This window comes from Streptomyces sp. NRRL S-37 (genome assembly GCF_000721605.1).
In the GTDB taxonomy this organism is placed as follows: Bacteria; Actinomycetota; Actinomycetes; order Streptomycetales; family Streptomycetaceae; genus Streptomyces.
In genome coordinates, this window is record NZ_JOIZ01000029.1 from 67,045 (window position 1) to 86,701 (window position 19,657).

A 19,657-nucleotide genomic window follows, 5' to 3' on the forward strand; every position below is an offset into this window, starting at 1 on the left:
CCGTGGGCGCCGACGCGGAGGCCCGGCCGGATCCCCCTCCGGCCGGGCCTCGTCACGCGTGCGTCATGCGGCTCATGGCCGGCGTACGAAGACGGCCCGCACCCGCACCAGGAGTTCCGCCCCGACCAGGCCCCGCAGGGCGCCGACACCGCAGGCGTGCCGGTCGACGCGGGCGGTGGCCCGTACGGTGGCCCGCTCGCCGTCGGTGGTCAGTTCGTCGACCGTGAAGGTCACCGGCGTCCTGCGGCCCTTGACCTCCAGCAGTCCGGTGACGCCCGCTCCGGTGGTGGGACGCCCGTCGGTGAAGCGCAGCTCCGGGTGGCGCTCCGCGTCGAGGAACCGCGGGCCGCGCACGGCCGTGTCCCGCCGCGGGTCGCCGCTCTCGAAGCCGGCGGCGCCGACCGCGGCGTCCAGGCCGGCCAGGGTGCCGTCGGCGGCGATTTCGGCGCGGCCCGAACGCACGGGCAGTGAGCCGCGTACGGGCAGGAAGAAGAAGTGGCGGCCGGTGAACTCCACGGTGGAGCCGGCCGGTTCGAGGTGCCAGCTGCCGGCCGGGGCGTCGACGGTCCGCGGGCGGGTGGTGTGGTGCGTGGACACGGTGGGGGTCCTTTCGACGTCGTGGGGGTTTCTGGAGAGCCGCGAGGGGGCCTCACGGAGGCCCCCTCGATGTGGTGGTCCGGAGCGGTCGTCCGGCTCTACTCGGGGCGCGGGTCCCAGCGGAAGCGGCGCACCGCGATCAGGGCGCCGACGACGCCCCAGGCCGCGAGCACCGCGAGTTCCTTCCACTGGAAGCCGGCGCCCTGGGTGAAGGACGCCAGCATGGCGTCGTTGAAGGGCTTCACCGGAAGCAGTCCGGCGATCTCGTTGAGGGCGCCGGAGTGGATGGGGAAGTAGCTGCCGGAGATGAACACCAGCGGGAACTGGATGAACTGCACGACCGCGGGCGCCGCCTCGGAGTTGCGGATGAGCGAGGCGACCCCGACGCCGAGCGCGCAGAAGGCGGCCGCGCCGAACGCCAGGGTGACCGCGAGCGCGGCCCAGTGGGTGGGCCACGGCACCCCGTACAGGCGCCCGATGCCGATGACGAGCGCGACGTCGACGACGCTCACGACGACGCAGTGCACCAGCAGGCCCGCGAAGTACACCCAGGCGGGCAGCGGGGTGGCGTGCAGCCGCTTGAGGACGCCGGTCTGCCGGCGCATGGCGAGCACGATCGCCAACTGGCCGTAACAGGCGCCCAGTACGGACACGGCGGCGATGGTCGGCGTGTAGTACTGCATGCCGCTCATGCCGAAGAAGAAGTCCTCGCCCTGGCCGCCGCCGAACACGGCGCCGAAGATCGCGATGATCACGACGGGCAGGACGAAGGTGAACACCATCGACTGCGGATTGCGCCAGAACGACAGCTGCTCGTAGCGGATCTGGTGGGCGAGGAGGGCGAACGAGCCCCGTTCGTCCGGCCGTTCGGCACCGGGGCGCGGGGAGCGCCTGCCGGTGGTGGCGGTCGTGGAGGGAAGGGTGCTGGTCATCGGCTGCTCCGTCCGGGTCGGCGCCCCCGGCGCCCGCGGGCCGCCGGGGTCTCGTCCCGTCCGACGGACGGGGACGAGGCGTCCTGCTGTGCGTACGAACTGGTCAGCCCCAGGTAGACGTCCTCCAGGGTGGGCTGTTCCACGGTCAGCCGCTCCAGCGGTGTGCCGCGCTCCAGCGCCCAGGAGGTGAGCCGGTGCAGGACCGCCGTCGGCTCCTTCGCCTCGGCCGTGACCAGGCCGTCCTCGGCGTCGCTGACCGGGATCGGCAGGTCGCCGATGGCGGCGCCGGCCGGCAGCGCGAACCGGATCCGGGCCGGCACGCTGTCCCGTCCGCCCAGGGTGTCCGGGGTGCCGGAGGCGACGATCCGCCCGCCGGCGATCACCGCGACCGAGTCGGCGAGCGCCTGCGCCTCGTCCATGTAGTGCGTGGTCAGCATGATCGTCGTACCGGCGTCGCGCAGGTTGCGGACGACGTCCCAGGCGCCGCGGCGGGCCCCCGGGTCGAAGCCGGTGGTCGGCTCGTCCAGGAACAGCAGCTTCGGGTCGCCGATCACGCCCAGGGCGAGGTCGAGCCGCCGCTTCTGCCCTCCGGACAGGTCCTTGACCTTCGCGCGCTCCTTCTCCCGCAGCCCGACCAGGTCGATGACCTCGTCGGTGTCGCGCGGGGCGGGGTAGTAGCCCGCGTTGCGGGCGACGGTCTCGCGCACCGACAGGTACGGCTCCACGGCGATGTCCTGGAGCACGAGCCCGATCCGCCCGCGCAGCCACCGCCCGTCGGCCTTGTCCCCGGGGTCGCGGCCGAGGACCCGTACGCTGCCGCCGTCCCGCTGCCGGAAGCCCTCCAGGATCTCCATGGTGGTGGTCTTTCCGGCGCCGTTCGGTCCGAGGAGCGCGAAGATCTCGCCCTCCTCGACGGCGAAGTCCACGCCGCGCACGGCCTCGTGGTCCCCGTACTTCTTGAGCAGGCCGTCAACGGCCACCGCGGTCACCGCGGCCGCTCCCGTCGTCGTTCCCGTGTCACCGCGTGCCTCCCAGGTGTAGTGGCTGTCTCCTTCTGGAAGTTAGGGCCGCGGGGGCCCGGCAGCAGGGCCGGCGGGGGGACCGATGACGTCCGTCACGCAAGCGGCGACAGTTGTCAGTGACGGACCGGCGGGCCGTTGCCGCACGGTGCGGCACGGCACATGCTCGGCACACGACCGATGACAGTGCGCTCACGCCGCGCACCCATCGTGACGGTGAACGGGCGTGGGGCGAAGACGCGGAAGGCGGTCCAGACGTGCGGTTGGGGAGCGAGAGCGGAGCGCGGCGGCGGCCCGGTGACACCGGGAACGCCACCGGCCGGGAACAGCGGCCACGGGTCGCCGTCGTCGGCGCCGGCATCGGCGGGCTGGCCCTGGCCGGCGCGCTGGCCGCGAACGGCACGCCGTACGTGGTCCACGAGCAGACCCGCGTGCTGTCCGAGGTGGGCGCGGGCGTGCAGCTCTCGCCCAACGCGGTCCGCCCGCTGCTGCGGCTGGGCCTCGGACCCGCGCTGGAGGAGCACGGGGTGCGCGTCGAGGCGATGGAGGTGCGCGGCTGGAACGGCCGGCCCATCGCGCGCACACCGCTCGGCGCGGAGTGCGAGCGGATGTTCGCGGCGCCGTACCTGACGATCCACCGGGCTCATCTGCACGAGGCGCTGCTCTCCCTGACCGACCGGGACCGGCTGCGCCTCGGCGAACGGCTGCGGGCGGCGGAGGAGACGGCGGACGGTACGGGCGTACGGCTCGCCTTCGACGACGGTACGGTCCGCGAGGCGGACGTGGTGATCGGCGCGGACGGCATCCACTCCACGGTCCGCGAGACCCTGCGCACCGACGCGCCGGTCTTCTCCGGTCTGGGCATCTACCGCGGCCTGGTCCCGGCGGACGCGCTGCCGGCGGGGGCCCGCGAACGGCTGGTACGGCTGTGGCTCGGGCCCGGCGGGCACTTCGTCTGCTATCCCGTGGCGTCCGGCGCGTACCTCAGCTACGCCGCGACCGTGCCGCTGACCACCGGCGCCCCGCCGCGCGAGTCCTGGTCCCGGCCGGGCGACCCGGACGCGCTGCGCGCGGTCTTCGGCGGCTGGACGGGGCTCGTCGCGGACGTCGTCGCGGCGGTCGGCTCGACCCACCTGTGGGCCCTGTACGACCGTCCGCCGCTGCGCACCTGGTCCACGGACCGCATCACGCTCCTCGGGGACGCGGCCCACCCGATGCTGCCGTTCATGGCGCAGGGCGCCAACCAGGCGATCGAGGACGCGATGGACCTGGCCGCCTGCCTGGCGGACGCGCCCGCCTCGGCGATCCCGGAGCGCCTGGCCCGCTACGAGTCCCTGCGCATCCCGCGCACCGCCGAGATCCAGCGCGGCTCACGGGGCAACGCGGGCATCCTCCACCTCCCGGACGGCCCCGCCCAACGCCGCAGGGACGCCCGCATGGCGGTCCACGCCGCCCTCCACGACCGCACCCCCCTCTACGCCCACGAAACAGGCCGCACCGTGGTCACCACCGCATAGCCGCGGACAGTCATGCCACCGCAACCGCGGGCAATCGTGCCTCCCCCAGTGCCTCAAGGGCCTGGGAGGTACCCCCAGGGCGGCACGGGTGGGCGATGGGGGTCCCCCCGCTCGAGCGCAGCCGAGAGTGGGGGAGGCACCCCGCAAGTGCCGGGCAGCGCGAACACCCCCGCCCGGCGGCCACGCCGGACGACGCACCCCGGGGCGCCGCTCAAGCCGCCCCGCCCGGCACCCACCCCTGCCGCCGCAGCACTCCCGCCACATCCGGCGCCTCGTAGTGGTCCCCCTTCAGCACCTTGCCGTCGGAGCGGCGGCTGACCTGGCCGTCGGGGCCCAGCTTGCTCATGTTGGAACGGTGGACCTCCGCGATCACCGCGTCGAGGTCGATCCCGTGCACCAGCGCGGTGCCGTACGCGACGTAGACGACGTCGGCCAGCTCGTGCGCGAGCCGGTCGAGCGGGCCCGTCACCGACACCTCGGCGACCTCCTGGGCCTCCTCGGCGAGCAGCTCGCCGCGGTGCGCGGCGAGCTCCGGCGAGACCTCGGACGGTATGTCGCGGGCGTCCAGCCCGAAGGCACGGTGGAATTCACGGACCAGATCGGCGGGCGAGGAACTCATGCCCGCGACTGTAGCGGCCACCACCGACACTCCCCGGCCCGCTGTGAGCTCCGCCCTGGTCAGCGGTCACCCCGGCTGGCAGGATCGCGCGCATGTCCCACACGCTGTCCAGGATCGGCAGGCGACGGGCCCTGCGGGGCACCGCCGCCGGTCTCGTCGTACTCGGACTGCTGCTGTGGTGGCTGACGCCCTGGGAGGAGGAACCCCCGGGCGGGACGATCACCCTGAGCACGGGCACCCGCGCGGGGGTCTACCAGAAGTACGGCGTCCTCCTGCGCAGCTCACTCGGCAAGCACATGCCCGACCTCGACGTACGCCTGAAGACGAGTGCCGGGTCGCAGGAGAACGTGCGCCGCGTGGCGACCGGGGAGGCCGACTTCGCGATCGCCGCGGCCGACGCGGTGGAGACGTACCGGCTCAGCGGCCGGCCGGGCGCCGACCGGCTGCGCGGGGTGGCACGCCTGTACGACGACTACGTGCAGCTCGCCGTCGCGCCCGACTCGGGCATCAGGACCGTCGCCGACCTGCGCGGCAAGCGGGTGGCCATAGGGCCGCCCAAGTCGGGTGTCCGGCTCATCGCCAACCGGGTGCTCCGGGCGGCCGGCATCGACCCGGAGACGGACATCGAGCCCTCCTCCGACGGCATCGACAACGGCCCGGAGCGGCTCGGGCACGGCCTGGACGCCTTCTTCTGGTCCGGCGGACTGCCCACGGACGGCCTGAGGACACTCGCCGAGCAGTCCGCGCTCCGGTTCGTGCCGATCGACGCCGATCTCGTCTCCAAGCTGCACGAACAGGGCGGCGCCACGCGCTACTACCGCGTCACCAACATGCCCGAGTCGGCCTACCCGGGCAGCCGGCCCGGCGCGCCCGTCGCGACGATGGCGGTGTCCAACCTCCTGATCACCCGGGCGGACGCCGATCCCCGGCTCACCGAGTGGCTGACCCGCATCGTGCTCAAGAGCCGGGACAACATCGGGGCGCACGTCCACTCCGCCCAGCTGGTCGACGTACGCACCGCGATCTACACCGACCCGCTCCGGCTGCACGAGGGCGCCCGCCGGTACTACCGGTCCGTCAAGCCCTGAGCCGTCGCCTCACCCGCGGGAGCGTTCCTCGGCACCGTCACGGTCACCCGCAGTCCGTGCGGCTCGTGACGCTCGTACGCGATCGAGCCGCCGCCCGCCGCGAGCAGCGCCCGCGTGATGGACAGGCCCAGGCCCGAACCCTTGATGTTCTGGTGCCGTCCGCTGCGCCAGAAGCGGTCGCCGACGCGGGTCAGCTCCTCCTCGGTCAGTCCCGGACCGTTGTCGGTGACGACGACGGTGGACATGTCACCGTTGGAGGCGACGGCGACCTCGACGGTCTCACCCTCCGGGGTGAACTTCACCGCGTTGTCGATGACCGCGTCCAGGGCGCTGGACAGCGCCACCGGGTCGGCCCACGCGGTGGTCGCCGGGCAGGTGCCGGTCAGGCGGACGCCCTTGGCCCCGGCGGTGGGCGCCCAGGCCGCGACACGCTCGGCGGCCAGGGCGCCGATGTCGGTGATCTGGAGGCTGGCCTCGCTGTGCTCGGCGAGCGCGAGGTCGAGCAGGTCGTCCAGCACCTGCGCCAGGCGCTTGCCCTCGGCCTGCACGGAGGCGATCTCCTCGTTGCCCTCGGGCAGCTCCAGGGCGAGCAGCTCGATGCGCAGCAGCAGCGCCGAGAGCGGGTTGCGGAGCTGGTGCGAGGCGTCGGCGACGAAGGCCCGCTGCTGCTCCAGCACGCTCTCGACGTTGTCGGCCATCTCGTTGAACGAGCGGGCGAGGCGTCTCAGTTCCGGCGGCCCGCCGGCCGCCGCGACCCGGGACTTCAGCCGTCCGGTGGCGATGTCGTGGGTGGTGGCGTCCAGGATCCGTACGGGCTTGAGCACCCAGCCGGTCAGCCGCAGCGCCGCGCCGACCGCGAGCAGCATCGCGGCCGCCTCCCCCGCGGCGATGACCAGCCAGCCCCGGAGGATGCGGGAGCGCATCGGCCCGGTGGGCGAGTCGGTGACCACGACCGCGACGACGTCGCCGTCCCGGATGACCGGTGAGGCCACCACCAGGCTGCGCCGCTGCCAGGGCCACACCTGCTCGGGGTCGTGGCTGCGGCGGCTGAGCAGCGCCTCCTCGAAGGCGTCGCGCACCTCGCCCTCGGCGGGCAGGAACCAGTCGTCCGGCGCGTGCGCCATGGGCGAGTCGTTGAGGTAGAAGACGCCCGCGCGGATGCCGTACACCCTGTGGTAGCTGTGCAGCTCGCTGCTGAGCGTCTCGCGACGCTCGTTGATGTCCACGCCGGCCGGGTCGGTGGGCTCGGTGACGAACTGGGCGAGGGCCGCGAAGCGCGCGGTGTCGTCGATCCGGTCGACGACGACGTTCTGCTGCTCCGCGCCGGCCAGACTGACCGCCAGCGGGACGCCGAGGGCCAGCAGGACGGCCGCCATCAGGACGATGAGCAGCGGAAGCAGACGTGTGTGCACCCGGCCCCGCTACGCCGTGGGCGCGACGAGCCGGTAGCCGACGCCGCGCACGGTCTCGATGAGGGCGGGCATGCGGAGCTTGGCGCGCAGGGAGGCGACGTGCACCTCCAGGGTGCGCCCGGTCCCCTCCCAGCTCGTGCGCCACACCTCGCTGATGATCTGTTCCCGGCGGAAGACGACCCCCGGCCGCTGGGCGAGCAGGGCGAGCAGATCGAACTCCTTGCGGGTGAGCTGGACGGCCGTGCCGTTGACGGTGACCTGGCGGGTGGGCAGCTCGATGCGGACCGGGCCGAGCCGCAGCTCGGTCTCCGTGCCGCCCGTGGCGTCCTCGTGGACGGTGCGCCGGCTGACGGCGTGGATCCGCGCGAGCAGCTCTCCCGTGTCGTACGGCTTGACCACGTAGTCGTCGGCGCCGAGGTTGAGGCCGTGGATGCGGGAGCGCACGTCGGACCGCGCGGTGACCATGATCACCGGCGTGCCGGTGCGCTTGCGGATCTTGCCGCAGACCTCGTAGCCGTCCTGGTCGGGCAGCCCCAGGTCGAGCAGGACGACGCCGAAGCCCTCCCCCTCGGGGACGAGCGCCTGGAGCGCCTCCTCGCCGCTGCGCGCGTGGGTGACGTCGAACCCGTGCCGCGCCAGCACCGCCGACAGGGCGGCGGCGACGTGGTTGTCGTCCTCGACGAGAAGCAGTCTCACCAGGGCCCCCTTCGGTTCATCGGCCGTACGCTCTTCATGTGTACGAAAACGCGCACGCGGGCGCGTGCACCTTGCAGTGACGCCGATGAACGAGGACGGCGTCAAGAGGGTTCCGGTTGCTCTTCCGTACCGTTACCCGGACGAAATCACCCCTGCTCACAAGTGCTACGACAGGTGTCCGATTGCTATCGGATCGTGATGCTCAGATTCCCCTCAGATGTGATGACGCAGGTCTGACGGGTTACTACTGTCCTCCGAAACCGAGGAGGACGGAGCCTGAGAGCGATGACCGAAGTATCGGTGGCCAAGGAAGATGTGGCCGCGACCGGCGATCTGGTCGTCCTGAAGAGCGTCAACAAGCACTTCGGCGCGTTGCACGTACTCCAGGACATCGACCTGACGATCGCCCGTGGCGAAGTCGTCGTGGTCATCGGACCCTCCGGGTCCGGGAAGTCCACCCTGTGCCGCACCATCAACCGTCTGGAGACGATCGACTCCGGGTCGATCTCGATCGACGGCAAGCCCCTGCCCCACGAGGGCAAGGAGCTCGCCCGGCTGCGGGCCGACGTGGGCATGGTCTTCCAGTCCTTCAACCTCTTCGCGCACAAGACCGTGCTCGAGAACGTGATGCTGGGCCAGATCAAAGTCCGCAAGAAGGACAAGAAGGCGGCCGAGGAGCGGGCCCGTGCCCTGCTCGACCGGGTCGGCGTGGGCGCGCAGGCCGAGAAGTACCCCGCGCAGCTCTCCGGCGGTCAGCAGCAGCGTGTCGCCATCGCGCGGGCCCTGGCGATGGAGCCCAAGGTCATGCTCTTCGACGAGCCGACGTCGGCGCTCGACCCGGAGATGATCAACGAGGTGCTGGAGGTCATGCAGCAGCTCGCCCGCGAGGGCATGACCATGATCGTCGTCACGCACGAGATGGGATTCGCCCGTTCGGCGGCCAATCGCGTGGTGTTCATGGCGGACGGTCGCATCGTCGAGCAGGCCTCGCCGGACCAGTTCTTCAGCAATCCGCGCAGTGACCGCGCCAAGGACTTCCTGTCGAAGATCCTTCACCACTGAGGCGCACCCCGCGCCCCGCCGACCCGCGTCACCGGACACCGCCCGGGCCGCATCACTTCATCAGAGTCAAAGGATGTGCACCATGAAGCTCCGCAAGGTCACCGCCGCCTCGGCCGTCGTGTTCGCCCTCGCCCTGACCGCCACCGCCTGTGGTGGCGACGACAGCGGCGACAACGGTTCCTCCGGGGGCGGCGGCGACAAGATCAAGATCGGTATCAAGTACGACCAGCCGGGTCTCGGTCTGAAGACGCCGCAGGGCTACGAGGGCTTCGACGTGGACGTGGCGACCTACGTCGCCAAGGAGCTCGGCTACGAGCCCGACCAGATCGAGTGGGTCGAGACCAAGAGCGCCGACCGCGAGAACGCGCTCTCGCGCGGGGACGTGAAGCTCATCGCGGCGACGTACTCGATCACCGACGAGCGCAAGGAGAAGGTCGACTTCGCCGGCCCGTACCTGCTGGCCCACCAGGACCTGCTGGTCAAGTCCGACTCGGACATCAGCGAGGCCACGGACCTGAACGACAAGAAGCTCTGCTCGGTGACCGGCTCCACCTCCGCGCAGAACGTCAAGAACGACTTCGCACCGAAGGCCCAGCTGAGCTCGCGCGGTGGCTACTCGGAGTGCCTGTCCGCTCTGCAGAACGGCCAGGTGGACGCGCTGACCACCGACGACTCGATCCTCGCCGGCTACGCCGCGCAGGACCAGTACAAGGGCAAGTTCAAGCTCGCCGGCCTGAAGCTGAGCAACGAGAACTACGGCATCGGTGTCAAGAAGGGCGACACCGAGACCGTGAACAAGGTCAACGACGCGCTGGAGAAGATGGTCAGCGACGGTTCGTGGGAGAAGGCCGTCAAGGAGAACTTCGGCCCGGCGAACTACAAGAACGAGCCCGCCCCGAAGATCGGCCAGATCGTCCAGTAACGCGGGACTCCGCCGACGCAGGATCCCCGCGGCCGACGCGGGGATCCGCAGACGTGCCGCCGCCCACCACTTCTCCGGCGGCGGCACGCCACGTCCGCCACGTACGTCACACACCCGGAAGCGCGGGAGATCGTGTTCGACTTTCTTTCAGATTATGACGACCCGTCCCTGCTGGGCGCTTTCTGGGTCACGGTGCAGCTCACCGTCTTCTCGGCCATCGGCTCCCTGATCTGGGGCACCCTGCTGGCGGCCATGCGGGTCAGCCCGGTACCGCTGATGCGGGGCTTCGGCACCGCCTACGTGAACATCGTCCGGAACATTCCCCTGACCGTCATCATCGTCTTCACGTCACTCGGCCTCGCCGACATCTTCGGCCTGGCGATGGGCGCGCCGGACGACTTCGAGCTCAAGTACTTCCGGCTGGCCGTGCTCGGCCTCGTCGCCTACACCGCGGCCTTCGTGTGCGAGGCGATCCGCTCCGGCATCAACACGGTGCCCGTCGGGCAGGCCGAGGCGGCACGGGCCCTCGGACTGAGCTTCAGCCAGGTGTTGTCGCTCGTCGTGCTGCCGCAGGCGTTCCGCTCGGTCATCGGCCCTCTGGCCAACGTGCTGATCGCGCTGACCAAGAACACCACCGTGGCGGCCACCATCGGTGTGGCGGAGGCCGCGCTCCTGATGAAGGAAATGATCGAGAACGAGGCACAGACGCTGCTCATCGGCGCGGTCTTCGCCTTCGGGTTCGTGGTACTGACCCTGCCCACCGGCCTGTTCCTCAACTGGCTGAGCAAGCGCCTGGCGGTGAAGCGATGACTTCTGTTCTCTACGACGCCCCCGGCCCGAAGGCCAAGCGGCGCAACCTGATCTTCTCGGTCGTCTTCTTCGTCCTGCTCGCCCTGCTGCTGTGGTGGGTCTGGCAGGTGCTGGACGACAAGGGCCAGCTGGAGTGGTCCCTGTGGAAGCCCTTCACCACGTCCGAGGCGTGGACGACCTATCTGCTGCCCGGCCTCGCGGACACGCTGAAGGCCGCGGCGCTGGCCATGGTCATCGCGCTTCCGCTGGGCGCGGTGCTCGGCATCGCCCGGATGTCCGACCACCGATGGGTCCGCGTCCCTGCCGCCGTGGTGGTGGAGTTCTTCCGTGCCATCCCGGTGCTGCTGCTGATGCTGTTCGCCAACGAGTTCTTCGCCCGCTCCACGGACGTCACCAGTGAGGACCGGCCCCTCTACGCGGTCGTCACCGGTCTGGTGCTCTACAACGCCTCGGTCCTCGCCGAGGTGGTCCGGGCCGGCATCCTCGCCCTGCCCAAGGGGCAGACGGAAGCCGCCCAGGCGATCGGTCTGCGCAAGAGCCAGACGATGAGCAGCATCCTGCTGCCGCAGGCGGTCACGGTGATGCTCCCTGCGATCGTCAGCCAGCTGGTCGTCATCGTGAAGGACACCGCGCTGGGCGGCGTGATGCTCGGCTTCACCGAGCTGCTGAACTCGCGCGCCACACTGGCGGCCAACTACGCCAACGTCATCCCCAGCTTCATCGTGGTGGCGGTCGTCTTCATCGTCCTCAACTTCCTCCTCACCTCGTTCGCCTCCTGGCTCGAGAAGCGCCTGCGCCGCAGCAAGCGCAGCACGGGTGCGGTGCTCGGCCCGGAGGACGTCGACGACCTCAACGCGGCCGAGGTCGGAGGCACGCACGGGGCCGGTGCGGAGAAGTGACGCACGCCTGACGTACGACATGACTGTGGCCCGCCGCATCCCGGCGGGCCACAGTCATGTCGAGTTGCCGGATGTCGTCGGCGGTGCGGAGGAGCCGTACATCCCGGACTCGTGTGATGAACAGTCAAGTGGTGTGACCGGCTCCTCCCCACTTCATGATCGCCACTGCCCTTCGGTCACTTGACGCAAGCACCGGCAATAGGTTGCATACGTTCTGTGATCGTGCACCCTGCTCCATCTTCCTGTTCCTCCACGCCTCTTCAGGCGTCACTTCGAGCAGGGGGCGCCGCGCCGTGGACCCGGTGATCATCGTCGGAGCGGGGCCCGTCGGGCTCACGCTGGCGCTGGCGCTGGCACGCCAGGACGTGCCGTGCGTGGTCCTCGACGAAGGACCGGGCAAGGACGAACCCCGCCCGGCGCGCACCGTCGTCCTGCACGAGGAGACCGCCGCGCTCATGGAGCGGCTGACCGGCGTGCCGCTCGCGTACGCCGGTGTCCGTTGGGCCGGATGGCGGTCGATGCGGCGCAAGCAGGTGACGGCCGAGGTCGCCTTCGGCAACACCGAGCCCGCGCCCCTGCACATCGCCCAGCACGTCCTGACGGATGCGCTGCGCGCGGCCCTCGCCGGTGAACGGCTCGTCAGGATCGCCGTGAACAGCAGGCTGGACACCATAGAGCAGGAACCCTCGGGCGTCACCGCCCATACCCGCGGCGGCACCGGCACCTGGTGGCGCGGCAGTTATCTGGTCGGCTGCGACGGTCCGCGCTCGACCGTGCGCAAGCTCCAGGACATCCGCTTCCCCGGCCGCACCGCGGTGGAACGTCACGCCGTGGCCGCCCTGCGCACCGAGCTTCCCTGGTACGACGAGGCGCTGCTGCACCGCACGCCGCCGTGGCGCGCGTCCGGCCCCTCGGCCGGGGAGATCACCGCGCGCCCGCTGCCGGACGGGGTGTGGCGCCTGGACTGGCTGCTGCCGCCGGGCAAGGACCTGGTCACGCCCGAGCTGCTGCTGGGCCGCATCCGGGAGACCCTGGCCGGCTGGGCGGGCGGCCAGACCCCGCCGTACGAACTGCTGGACACCGGGGTGCACACCGTCCACCACCGGCTGGCCCGGCGCTGGCGAGCCGACCGGGTGTTCCTCGCCGGGGACGCGGCCCATCTGCTCGGCTCACTGGGCACGCACGGGCTGGAGGAGGGGCTCCGCGACGCCGACAACCTTGCCTGGAAGCTGGCGCTGGCCTGGCACCACGGCCCGCACGAGGCTCTGCTCGACAGCTACCAGACCGAGCGCCGGGCGATCGTCGCCGCCCGGCTGCGCGCCGCCGACCAGGCGCTGCCGCTGGTGCGCGGCGGCGGACTGCGCTCCTACGTTCCCGGGTCCGCGCGGGGACACGACACACTGCTGATGGACGGCCACCTGGGGCGGGGCCCGCTGGGCGCGCCGGGGACGTACGCCGGCTCCCCGCTCGCTCCCGGCCGCCTCGAAGGGGAGGTTCCCATCGGAACGGCTCCCGGTTCCGCGGTGACGGACGTACGGGTCACGGCGGAGGACGGCACCTTCGTCCGGCTGCGGGACCGGTTCGGCCGGGGTGCGCTGCTGGTGGTGCTGATCGCGCCCGGTACCGGCGTGTGGGAGCGGCGGCACTGGGTGTCCGCCGGGATCATGCCCCGGCTGGCGGCGGCCGTCTCGACGCTGCCGCACCGGGCCGAACTGCTGGTCGCCGAGAGCTATCCGGGGGCGGCGGCACACACCGTGCTGCTGGTACGCCCCGACGGTCACCTGGTGACGGCGCTGAGCGGGGTCCGCCCGGCGGATCTGTACGCGGCGGCGGAAGCGGCGGTCGGCGGGCCCGCCACCACGGAGGCGGAGGCCAAGGCCGACGCGGGGGCCGGGTCGCGCTGAGCGGCCGTCCGGTCGAATCGTCGTCACCCCGCGGTCCACAGGGTGACGACGAGTTGAACCGGCGCGCGGCCCCGTGGTGTACTCCGCTCGTGACCGACACCTGCGTGCACCTGTGGCGGAGGGTCCATATGGACCTCGTCCGCTATGCGGGCTGCGTGTGTCGCCCGTCCTGCTGATTCGCGTCTCCCGTTCCTCTCCGCGCGCCGCCCGCCGTCTCGTACGGGTGATCGCGCGCCTCCGCGAACCTTCTCCAGGACGGTGCACATGTCTGTCTCCTCCCCTGTTCCGGCTCCCGTCTCCGCGCCCACGCAGGCGGACCTCCTCGACTTCGTACGGCGTACCGTCGCCGACGCCGAACTGATCGCCGCCCTTCCGCTCGACCCCGAAGGGCGCACCTGGGTGCGGCTCGACGGGCCCGGTGGCAGCGAGGCCTGGCTGATCGGCTGGCCGCCCGGCACCGGTACCGGCTGGCACGACCACGCCGACTCCGTCGGTGCCTTCATGACCGCGTCGGGCGAGCTGAAGGAGAACTCGCTCGCCGCGCGGCTGCCCACCGACGGCTGGAAGACCCTGGAACTCACGGACGGCGTGGACCGGGAACGACGGCTGGGGACCGGGCAGGGGCGCGCCTTCGGCCGGCATCACGTCCACGAGGTCCTCAACGAGTCCCCGGACCGGCACGCGATCTCCGTGCACGCCTACTACCCGCCGCTGCCGCGGATCCGCCGCTACAGCCGCAGCGGCCACATTCTCCGCCTGGAGCAGGTCGAGCGCCCGGAGGACTGGCAGTGAGCGTTGGCATCGACGAGTTGCTGGAGCGGGTGCGTGCCGGGTACGAGCGCGTCGGACCCCGGGACGCGTACGAGGCCGCACGGGCCGGTGAGGCGCTGCTGGTGGACATCCGCTACGCCGCCCTGCGGGAACGGGACGGGCTCATTCCCGAAGCCCTCGTGGTCGAACGCAACGAACTGGAGTGGCGCCTGGACCCGCGGGGCAGCCACCGCCTCCCGGAGGCCACGAGCCACGACCTGCGGATCGTGGTGATCTGCAACGAGGGCTATGCCTCCAGCCTCGCGGCGGAGTCCCTCCACCGCCTGGGCCTGCACCGGGCCACGGATCTGGTGGGCGGTTTCCAGGCCTGGCGGGAGGCGGGACTGCCGGTGGTGCCCGCACCCACGTAGGCGTCGCGCGGGCAGCGGCCGGGTGCCGGACTCTCCGCCGGGCCACGGATCCAGGCCGGCGGAAGACCGGGGCCGCCGGTGGCATCGAGGCCCGCGTAGGGCGTGGCACCGGGAGCGGCCGGGGCGGGCCCCGTTCCCCCGCGCCGACTCAGAACCCTTCGTCGCCAGGGAACTCCATGTCCTCGCCCTCCTCCTCCAGCGCCTGCCGGACGACGCGCAGGGCGAGGCCCTCGGGGTAGCCCTTGCGGGCGAGCATGCCCGCGAGGCGGCGGAGCCGCTTGTCGCGGTCGAGTCCGCGGGTGGCGCGCAGCTTGCGGGAGACCAGCTCCCGGGCGGTCTCCTCCTCCTGCTCGGAGTCGAGCCGGGAGACGGCCGCGTCGATCAGCGTGGGATCGACCCCCTTGGTGCGCAGCTCCCGGGCGAGCGCGCGCCGGGCGAGTCCCCGGCCGTGGTGCCGGGACTCCACCCAGGCGTCCGCGAAGGCGCTGTCGTCGATCAGTCCGACCTCCTCGAACCGGGACAGCACCTCCTCGGCGGCCTCGTCCGGTATCTCCCGCTTGCGCAGGGCGTCGGCGAGCTGCTTCCGGGTGCGCGGGGTCCCGGTGAGCAGGCGCAGGCAGATCGCCCGCGCCCGCTCGACCGGGTCCGCCGGAGGCTCCTCCCGCTCGGCCCTCGACGAGGAGGAGGCGTCCCCGTCCTCCGCGACCGCCTCGCCGAAGGTCCGGCGTCTGCGCCCGCGTCCACCGCGCGGCCCGCCGTCACGCGGGCCGCCCGCCCGTGCGCCGCCACCGTCGCGGGGGCCGCCCCCGTCGGCGATGCCGTCGTGCACCGCGTCACCGTCCACGGCTGAGCCGTCGCCGCCTTCGGTGCCCCTCCCCCGCGGGGCGCCGGAGGCGGCGAACTCGTACTCGGCCCAGTCGGTTCGTCGCGTCACGGGTCAGCTCTTGGCCGCCGCGGCCTTGGACTTGGTGGCCTTGGCCGCCGGGGCCGGCACCACGGCCGGCTCGGCCGCGGCGGTGCTCGTGGCGTCCGCGCCCGGCTCGGCGGCGGACTCCTCGGGCCGTACGCCGACGCCCAGCTTCGTCAGGATCTTCTTCTCGATCTCGTTGGCGAGGTCGGGGTTGTCCTTCAGGAAGTTGCGGGCGTTCTCCTTGCCCTGGCCGAGCTGGTCGCCCTCGTACGTGTACCAGGCGCCGGCCTTGCGGACGAAGCCGTGCTCCACGCCCATGTCGATCAGGCCGCCCTCGCGGCTGATGCCCTGGCCGTAGAGGATGTCGAACTCGGCCTGCTTGAAGGGCGGCGCCACCTTGTTCTTGACGACCTTGCAGCGGGTGCGGTTGCCGACCGCCTCGGTGCCGTCCTTCAGGGTCTCGATACGACGGATGTCGATACGCACCGAGGCGTAGAACTTCAGCGCGCGGCCACCGGTCGTGGTCTCCGGGGAGCCGAACATCACGCCGATCTTCTCGCGGAGCTGGTTGATGAAGATCGCGGTGGTCTTGGACTGGTTGAGGGCGCTGGTGATCTTCCGCAGGGCCTGGCTCATCAGGCGGGCCTGCAGACCCACGTGGCTGTCACCCATCTCGCCCTCGATCTCCGCGCGCGGGACGAGCGCGGCGACGGAGTCGATGACGATGAGGTCGAGGGCGCCGGAGCGGACCAGCATGTCCACGATCTCCAGGGCCTGCTCACCGTTGTCCGGCTGGGACAGGATCAGGTTGTCGATGTCGACGCCGAGCTTCTTCGCGTACTCGGGGTCGAGGGCGTGCTCCGCGTCCACGAAGGCGACCTGGCCGCCGGCCTTCTGCGCGTTCGCCACCGCGTGCAGGGTCAGGGTCGTCTTGCCGGAGGACTCCGGTCCGTAGATCTCCACCACACGGCCGCGCGGCAGGCCGCCGACGCCGAGGGCCACGTCGAGCGCGGTCGATCCCGTCGGAATGACCTCGATGGGCTCGTTCGTCCGGTCGCCCATGCGCATGACCGCGCCCTTGCCGAATTGCCGTTCAATCTGTGCGAGCGCGGCGTCGAGCGCCTTCTCGCGGTCGGTTCCTGCCATGGGTTCCACCCGATTTGCTTGATTCGATCGCTTCACGTCAAAGACGCTAACGCCTGCCACTGACAACGCGCCCCGACGCACCTCCGGCCTGTGGATAACGTGGGTACATTCCTATCCAAAATGGGACACAACACCTGTCGTTGAGCCTCATCGGCACTTCCATGAGAATGGATGTTCGATTTTCGTGTCAAGCGCACCACACGGCACCGCGGCCCGTGTGCCGCGTGGTGCGGTCGCCCTCAGGAGGCCCCGGTGTCTCCGTCGCGTGGCCGTCCCGCGCCCGGCCGGCGGGCCCACCGACGACGGACGCGCATGAGGAGGCCCGGCCCGCCGCCGGGACCTCGGTGCCCGAGCACACGGGGGTCGTCCGTGACGTCGTACCGCCGCACGTACGCACCCAGGAACGCCTGGAGGGTGGCGACGGCGGGGATGGCGATCAGCGCGCCCACGGCACCGAGCAGGGCGGTGCCCGCGACGACCGAGCCGAAGGCGACCGCCGGGTGGATGTCGACGGTCCTGGAGGTCAGCTTGGGCTGCAGCACGTAGTTCTCGAACTGCTGGTAGACCACCACGAAGATCAGTACCCACAGCGCGTACCAGGGGTCGACCGTGAAGGCGATCAGCATGGGCAGGGCGCCCGCGAGATAGGTGCCGATGGTGGGGATGAACTGCGACACCAGGCCCACCCACACGGCGAGGACGGGCGCGTAGGGCACCTCGAGGAACTCCAGCAGGACGTAGTGCGCCAGGCCGGAGACCAGTGCCATCAGTCCGCGCGAGTAGAGGTAGCCGCCCGTCTTGTTCACGGCGATCTCCCACGCGCGCAGCACCTCGGCCTGCCGGGCGGGCGGCAGCAGGGAGCAGACGGTGCGCCGCAGCCGCGGGCCGTCGGCGGCGAAGTAGAACGAGAACAGACCGACGGTCAGCAGCTGGAAGAGGCCGCCGAGGACCTGCGCGGACACGTCCAGGACACCGGTGGCGCTGTTCTGGACGTAGTTACGCAGCCAGTCGGAGCGCAGCAGGCCCTCCTGGATGTCCACGCGCCGCAGCTCGGTGTGGAAGTGCGTGTTGATCCAGTTGATCACGGAGTCGAGGTAATCCGGGAAATCCTCGACGATCTTGATGATCTGTCCCGCCAGCATGGACCCCAGCAGCGTCACGAAGCCCGCCGCCGCGATCAGCACCCCCAGGAAGACCAGGAAGGTGCCCAGGCCCCGGCGCACCCCGCGCGCGGCCATCCAGCTCACCGCGGGCTCGACGGCGAGCGCCAGGAAGAACGCGATGAGAACGTTGATCAGCAGGCCGATGAGCTGATGGAAGGCCCAACTGCCCAGCTGGAAGACGGCGTACAGCGCGAGGGCGAGCACCATGGCGCGCGGCAGCCAGCGCGGCATGCGGGCGCCCGGCCCGGATATGGGGGCGGTCGGAGGCCCGGCGGGAGGCGGCGCGCCGGGCGTGGTGGGGTGCCGGGCCGCCTGCTCGGTTTCGTCAGTGGGTGCCACGGACCAAGTCTCGCCCACGCCGGCGGCAGCCGTGCGCTCCCGGCGGTCTCTGTGACGGTCAGCGCCTCTCCGCGGGGACGTCCATGACCCCGCAGACCACCTGCCAGACGTCCTTGGCGCTCCAGCCGGCCGCCAGCGCCTCGTGCACGGTGCGCCCGCCGAGCTCGGACATGACATGGTCGCGCGCGAAGGTGTCGGCGTAGCCCGCGCCGAAGTGCTCCGTCATCCGCTCCCAGAAAACCGTCAACCGCATGCACCCAGTATCCCGCCTGCGGGGGCGGCCCCGAGCCAAGCCGCCCCCCGCAGGCGCGGGTGAGCGAAACCCGCCCCCGGGCACGGTGTCCGGCGGCACCGTGCCCGCCACCTCACCCGCCCAGCGCCCGCACCCCCGCCGTCACCACGACCGCGGCTCCGACGACGACCAGGAACGGAGCGCGCAGAACCAGCGCCACGGCGGCGGCCGCCACACCCGCCGCCCGCGCGTCGACGACCAGGGCCTGGCCGTCGGAGAAGGTCTGCTGGGCGGTCAGCGCGGCGAGCAGGGCGACCGGAAGGAGCGCGGCGAGACGCCTGACGAGGGGCCGTTCCAGGACCCCGGCGGGCACCAGCAGCCCCGCGAGCTTGACGGCGTAGCAGCCGACGGCGGTCACGACGACCGCGATCCAGATGTTCAACGGTCCCCCTCCGCCGTGTCACCGCGCGAGGTGCTCTTCCTGCCCCGCGCCCACAGGACGGCCGGTGCCGCGAGTGCGGCCACCAGGACCGGCACACCGGCCGGCAGCACGGGCAGCAGCCCCAGCCCCAGGAGGACGGCGAGCCCGGCGACGGTCCGCTCGGTCCCGGTGCGCAGCATCGGCGCGAGCAGCGCCAGGAAGACCGCGGGCCCGGCCGCGTCCAGCCCCCACGCGTCGGTGTCGCCGATCGCCTCGGCGCCCAGCGCGCCGAGCAGCGTGGTGAGGTTCCACAGGACGTACAGACTGAGCCCCGTCACCACGAACCCGATGCGCGCGGCGCGCCGGCCGGGCTGGGCGAGCGAGACGGCCGTCGTCTCGTCGATCACCCACTGCGCGGCGAACGGCCGCACCGCGCGGGGCAGCGCCAGCAACTGCGACAGCCGCAGCCCGTAGAACGCGTTGCGCACCCCCAGGAAGAACGCCCCCGCGGCGGCCGTGAACGCCCCTCCACCCGCCGCCAACGCCCCCACCAGCGCGAACTGGGAGGCGCCGGTGAACACCAGCAGGCTGAGCGCACAGGTCTGGAGCAGGGTGAGCCCGCTGCCCGCCGAGGTCACGCCGAAGGCGAACCCGGAGAGTCCGACGGCGACCCCGACACCGAGGGCGTCCCGTACGACGGCACCGTCCGGCTTTCCTCCTCCGTCGTCCCGTACGTCCGCGAGCACTTCTGTCCGTTCCGCTGTCACACCCCGGACTGTACGGGCGTG

22 protein-coding genes are annotated in these 19,657 nt (G+C 71.8%); 10 read left to right on the forward strand and 12 right to left on the reverse strand.

Going from position 1 to position 19,657, the window contains the following annotated elements; genetic code table 11:
- Positions 1–72: 72 nt before the first annotated feature.
- From IH50_RS0132770 to IH50_RS0132780, 3 genes are all read right to left on the reverse strand, one after another.
- A complete protein-coding gene (locus tag IH50_RS0132770) occupies positions 73–597 on the reverse strand; it encodes a YceI family protein (protein WP_037873288.1) in 525 nt (174 codons plus the stop codon).
- Positions 598–695: 98 nt separating this feature from the next.
- Positions 696–1,529, reverse strand: coding sequence for an ABC transporter permease (locus IH50_RS0132775; RefSeq protein ID WP_030870687.1), 834 nt, complete (start codon positions 1,527–1,529; stop codon positions 696–698).
- On the reverse strand, positions 1,526–2,518 hold the full coding sequence (locus IH50_RS0132780; protein WP_030870689.1) for an ABC transporter ATP-binding protein: 993 nt from the start codon (positions 2,516–2,518) through the stop codon (positions 1,526–1,528). The genes IH50_RS0132775 and IH50_RS0132780 overlap by 4 nt, the downstream gene beginning before the upstream one ends.
- Before the next feature lie 287 nt (positions 2,519–2,805).
- On the opposite strand from IH50_RS0132780, the gene IH50_RS0132785 reads away from it, so the two are divergent.
- Entirely contained in the window at positions 2,806–4,065 is a 1,260-nt protein-coding gene (locus tag IH50_RS0132785) for an FAD-dependent monooxygenase (protein ID WP_037873290.1), read from the forward strand.
- A 211-nt stretch (positions 4,066–4,276) separates the two neighbouring features.
- On the opposite strand, the gene IH50_RS0132790 is transcribed toward IH50_RS0132785, so the two are convergent.
- Complete coding sequence (locus IH50_RS0132790) at positions 4,277–4,684, reverse strand: MazG nucleotide pyrophosphohydrolase domain-containing protein (protein ID WP_030870696.1); 408 nt, start codon at positions 4,682–4,684, stop codon at positions 4,277–4,279.
- A 92-nt stretch (positions 4,685–4,776) separates the two neighbouring features.
- Between IH50_RS0132790 and IH50_RS0132795 the strand changes: the two genes are divergently transcribed.
- Positions 4,777–5,772, forward strand: a complete 996-nt coding sequence (locus IH50_RS0132795; RefSeq protein WP_030870698.1) for a TAXI family TRAP transporter solute-binding subunit — start codon at positions 4,777–4,779, stop codon at positions 5,770–5,772.
- Here the strand turns inward: IH50_RS0132795 and IH50_RS0132800 are convergent.
- Together IH50_RS0132800 and IH50_RS0132805 are read right to left on the reverse strand one after the other, a co-directional pair.
- Entirely contained in the window at positions 5,751–7,184 is a 1,434-nt protein-coding gene (locus IH50_RS0132800) for a sensor histidine kinase (RefSeq protein ID WP_030870701.1), read from the reverse strand. The two genes, IH50_RS0132795 and IH50_RS0132800, sit on opposite strands and share 22 nt — an antisense overlap.
- Positions 7,185–7,193: 9 nt before the next feature.
- Positions 7,194–7,880, reverse strand: a complete 687-nt coding sequence (locus IH50_RS0132805; RefSeq protein ID WP_030870704.1) for a response regulator transcription factor — start codon at positions 7,878–7,880, stop codon at positions 7,194–7,196.
- A gap of 285 nt (positions 7,881–8,165) precedes the next feature.
- Between IH50_RS0132805 and IH50_RS0132810 the strand changes: the two genes are divergently transcribed.
- The 8 genes from IH50_RS0132810 to IH50_RS0132840 all read left to right on the forward strand — a co-directional run bounded on the left by IH50_RS0132810 (position 8,166) and on the right by IH50_RS0132840 (position 14,658).
- Entirely contained in the window at positions 8,166–8,942 is a 777-nt protein-coding gene (locus tag IH50_RS0132810; RefSeq protein ID WP_030870707.1) for an amino acid ABC transporter ATP-binding protein, read from the forward strand.
- An 82-nt stretch (positions 8,943–9,024) separates the two neighbouring features.
- On the forward strand, positions 9,025–9,864 hold the full coding sequence (locus IH50_RS0132815) for a glutamate ABC transporter substrate-binding protein (protein ID WP_030870709.1): 840 nt from the start codon (positions 9,025–9,027) through the stop codon (positions 9,862–9,864).
- Between the two features lie 132 nt (positions 9,865–9,996).
- Entirely contained in the window at positions 9,997–10,674 is a 678-nt protein-coding gene (locus IH50_RS0132820) for an amino acid ABC transporter permease (protein ID WP_030870711.1), read from the forward strand.
- Positions 10,671–11,573 carry an amino acid ABC transporter permease gene (locus IH50_RS0132825; RefSeq protein ID WP_030870714.1) on the forward strand — a complete coding sequence of 301 codons (903 nt, stop codon included), beginning with the start codon at positions 10,671–10,673 and terminating at the stop codon, positions 11,571–11,573. The genes IH50_RS0132820 and IH50_RS0132825 overlap by 4 nt, the downstream gene beginning before the upstream one ends.
- Positions 11,574–11,866: 293 nt before the next feature.
- Positions 11,867–13,477, forward strand: coding sequence for an FAD-dependent monooxygenase (locus tag IH50_RS0132830; protein WP_030870717.1), 1,611 nt, complete (start codon positions 11,867–11,869; stop codon positions 13,475–13,477).
- A 104-nt stretch (positions 13,478–13,581) separates the two neighbouring features.
- Entirely contained in the window at positions 13,582–13,653 is a 72-nt protein-coding gene (locus tag IH50_RS43370) for a putative leader peptide (RefSeq protein ID WP_311710492.1), read from the forward strand.
- Positions 13,654–13,741: 88 nt separating this feature from the next.
- A complete protein-coding gene (locus tag IH50_RS0132835) occupies positions 13,742–14,269 on the forward strand; it encodes a cysteine dioxygenase (RefSeq protein ID WP_030870718.1) in 528 nt (175 codons plus the stop codon).
- Positions 14,260–14,658, forward strand: a complete 399-nt coding sequence (locus IH50_RS0132840) for a rhodanese-like domain-containing protein (protein WP_030870722.1) — start codon at positions 14,260–14,262, stop codon at positions 14,656–14,658. Before IH50_RS0132835 ends, IH50_RS0132840 begins: the two co-directional genes overlap by 10 nt.
- Positions 14,659–14,806: 148 nt before the next feature.
- Here the strand turns inward: IH50_RS0132840 and recX are convergent, their stop codons facing one another.
- The 6 genes from recX to IH50_RS0132870 form a co-directional block, all read right to left on the reverse strand.
- Entirely contained in the window at positions 14,807–15,592 is a 786-nt protein-coding gene (gene recX / locus IH50_RS0132845; protein ID WP_030870724.1) for a recombination regulator RecX, read from the reverse strand.
- 3 nt (positions 15,593–15,595) lie between these two features.
- Positions 15,596–16,714: a recombinase RecA gene (gene recA / locus IH50_RS0132850; protein WP_030870726.1), complete on the reverse strand. Its 1,119-nt coding sequence runs from the start codon at positions 16,712–16,714 to the stop codon at positions 15,596–15,598.
- A 239-nt stretch (positions 16,715–16,953) separates the two neighbouring features.
- Positions 16,954–18,216: an AI-2E family transporter gene (locus IH50_RS0132855; protein WP_199822176.1), complete on the reverse strand. Its 1,263-nt coding sequence runs from the start codon at positions 18,214–18,216 to the stop codon at positions 16,954–16,956.
- A gap of 58 nt (positions 18,217–18,274) precedes the next feature.
- Entirely contained in the window at positions 18,275–18,469 is a 195-nt protein-coding gene (locus IH50_RS0132860) for a DUF3046 domain-containing protein (protein ID WP_030870732.1), read from the reverse strand.
- A 112-nt stretch (positions 18,470–18,581) separates the two neighbouring features.
- A complete protein-coding gene (locus IH50_RS0132865; RefSeq protein WP_030870735.1) occupies positions 18,582–18,890 on the reverse strand; it encodes an AzlD domain-containing protein in 309 nt (102 codons plus the stop codon).
- Complete coding sequence (locus tag IH50_RS0132870) at positions 18,887–19,636, reverse strand: AzlC family ABC transporter permease (RefSeq protein WP_030870737.1); 750 nt, start codon at positions 19,634–19,636, stop codon at positions 18,887–18,889. Before IH50_RS0132870 ends, IH50_RS0132865 begins: the two co-directional genes overlap by 4 nt.
- Positions 19,637–19,657: the final 21 nt, after the last annotated feature.

Coding starts and splice junctions, on each gene's coding strand:
- IH50_RS0132775 (WP_030870687.1), bottom strand. CDS start 1,529: ATGACCAGCACCCTTCCCTCCACGACCGCCACCACCGGCAGGCGCTCC.
- IH50_RS0132790 (WP_030870696.1), bottom strand. CDS start 4,684: ATGAGTTCCTCGCCCGCCGATCTGGTCCGTGAATTCCACCGTGCCTTC.
- IH50_RS0132795 (WP_030870698.1), top strand. CDS start 4,777: ATGTCCCACACGCTGTCCAGGATCGGCAGGCGACGGGCCCTGCGGGGC.
- IH50_RS0132810 (WP_030870707.1), top strand. CDS start 8,166: ATGACCGAAGTATCGGTGGCCAAGGAAGATGTGGCCGCGACCGGCGAT.
- IH50_RS0132815 (WP_030870709.1), top strand. CDS start 9,025: ATGAAGCTCCGCAAGGTCACCGCCGCCTCGGCCGTCGTGTTCGCCCTC.
- IH50_RS0132825 (WP_030870714.1), top strand. CDS start 10,671: ATGACTTCTGTTCTCTACGACGCCCCCGGCCCGAAGGCCAAGCGGCGC.
- IH50_RS0132835 (WP_030870718.1), top strand. CDS start 13,742: ATGTCTGTCTCCTCCCCTGTTCCGGCTCCCGTCTCCGCGCCCACGCAG.
- recA (WP_030870726.1), bottom strand. CDS start 16,714: ATGGCAGGAACCGACCGCGAGAAGGCGCTCGACGCCGCGCTCGCACAG.
- IH50_RS0132860 (WP_030870732.1), bottom strand. CDS start 18,469: ATGCGGTTGACGGTTTTCTGGGAGCGGATGACGGAGCACTTCGGCGCG.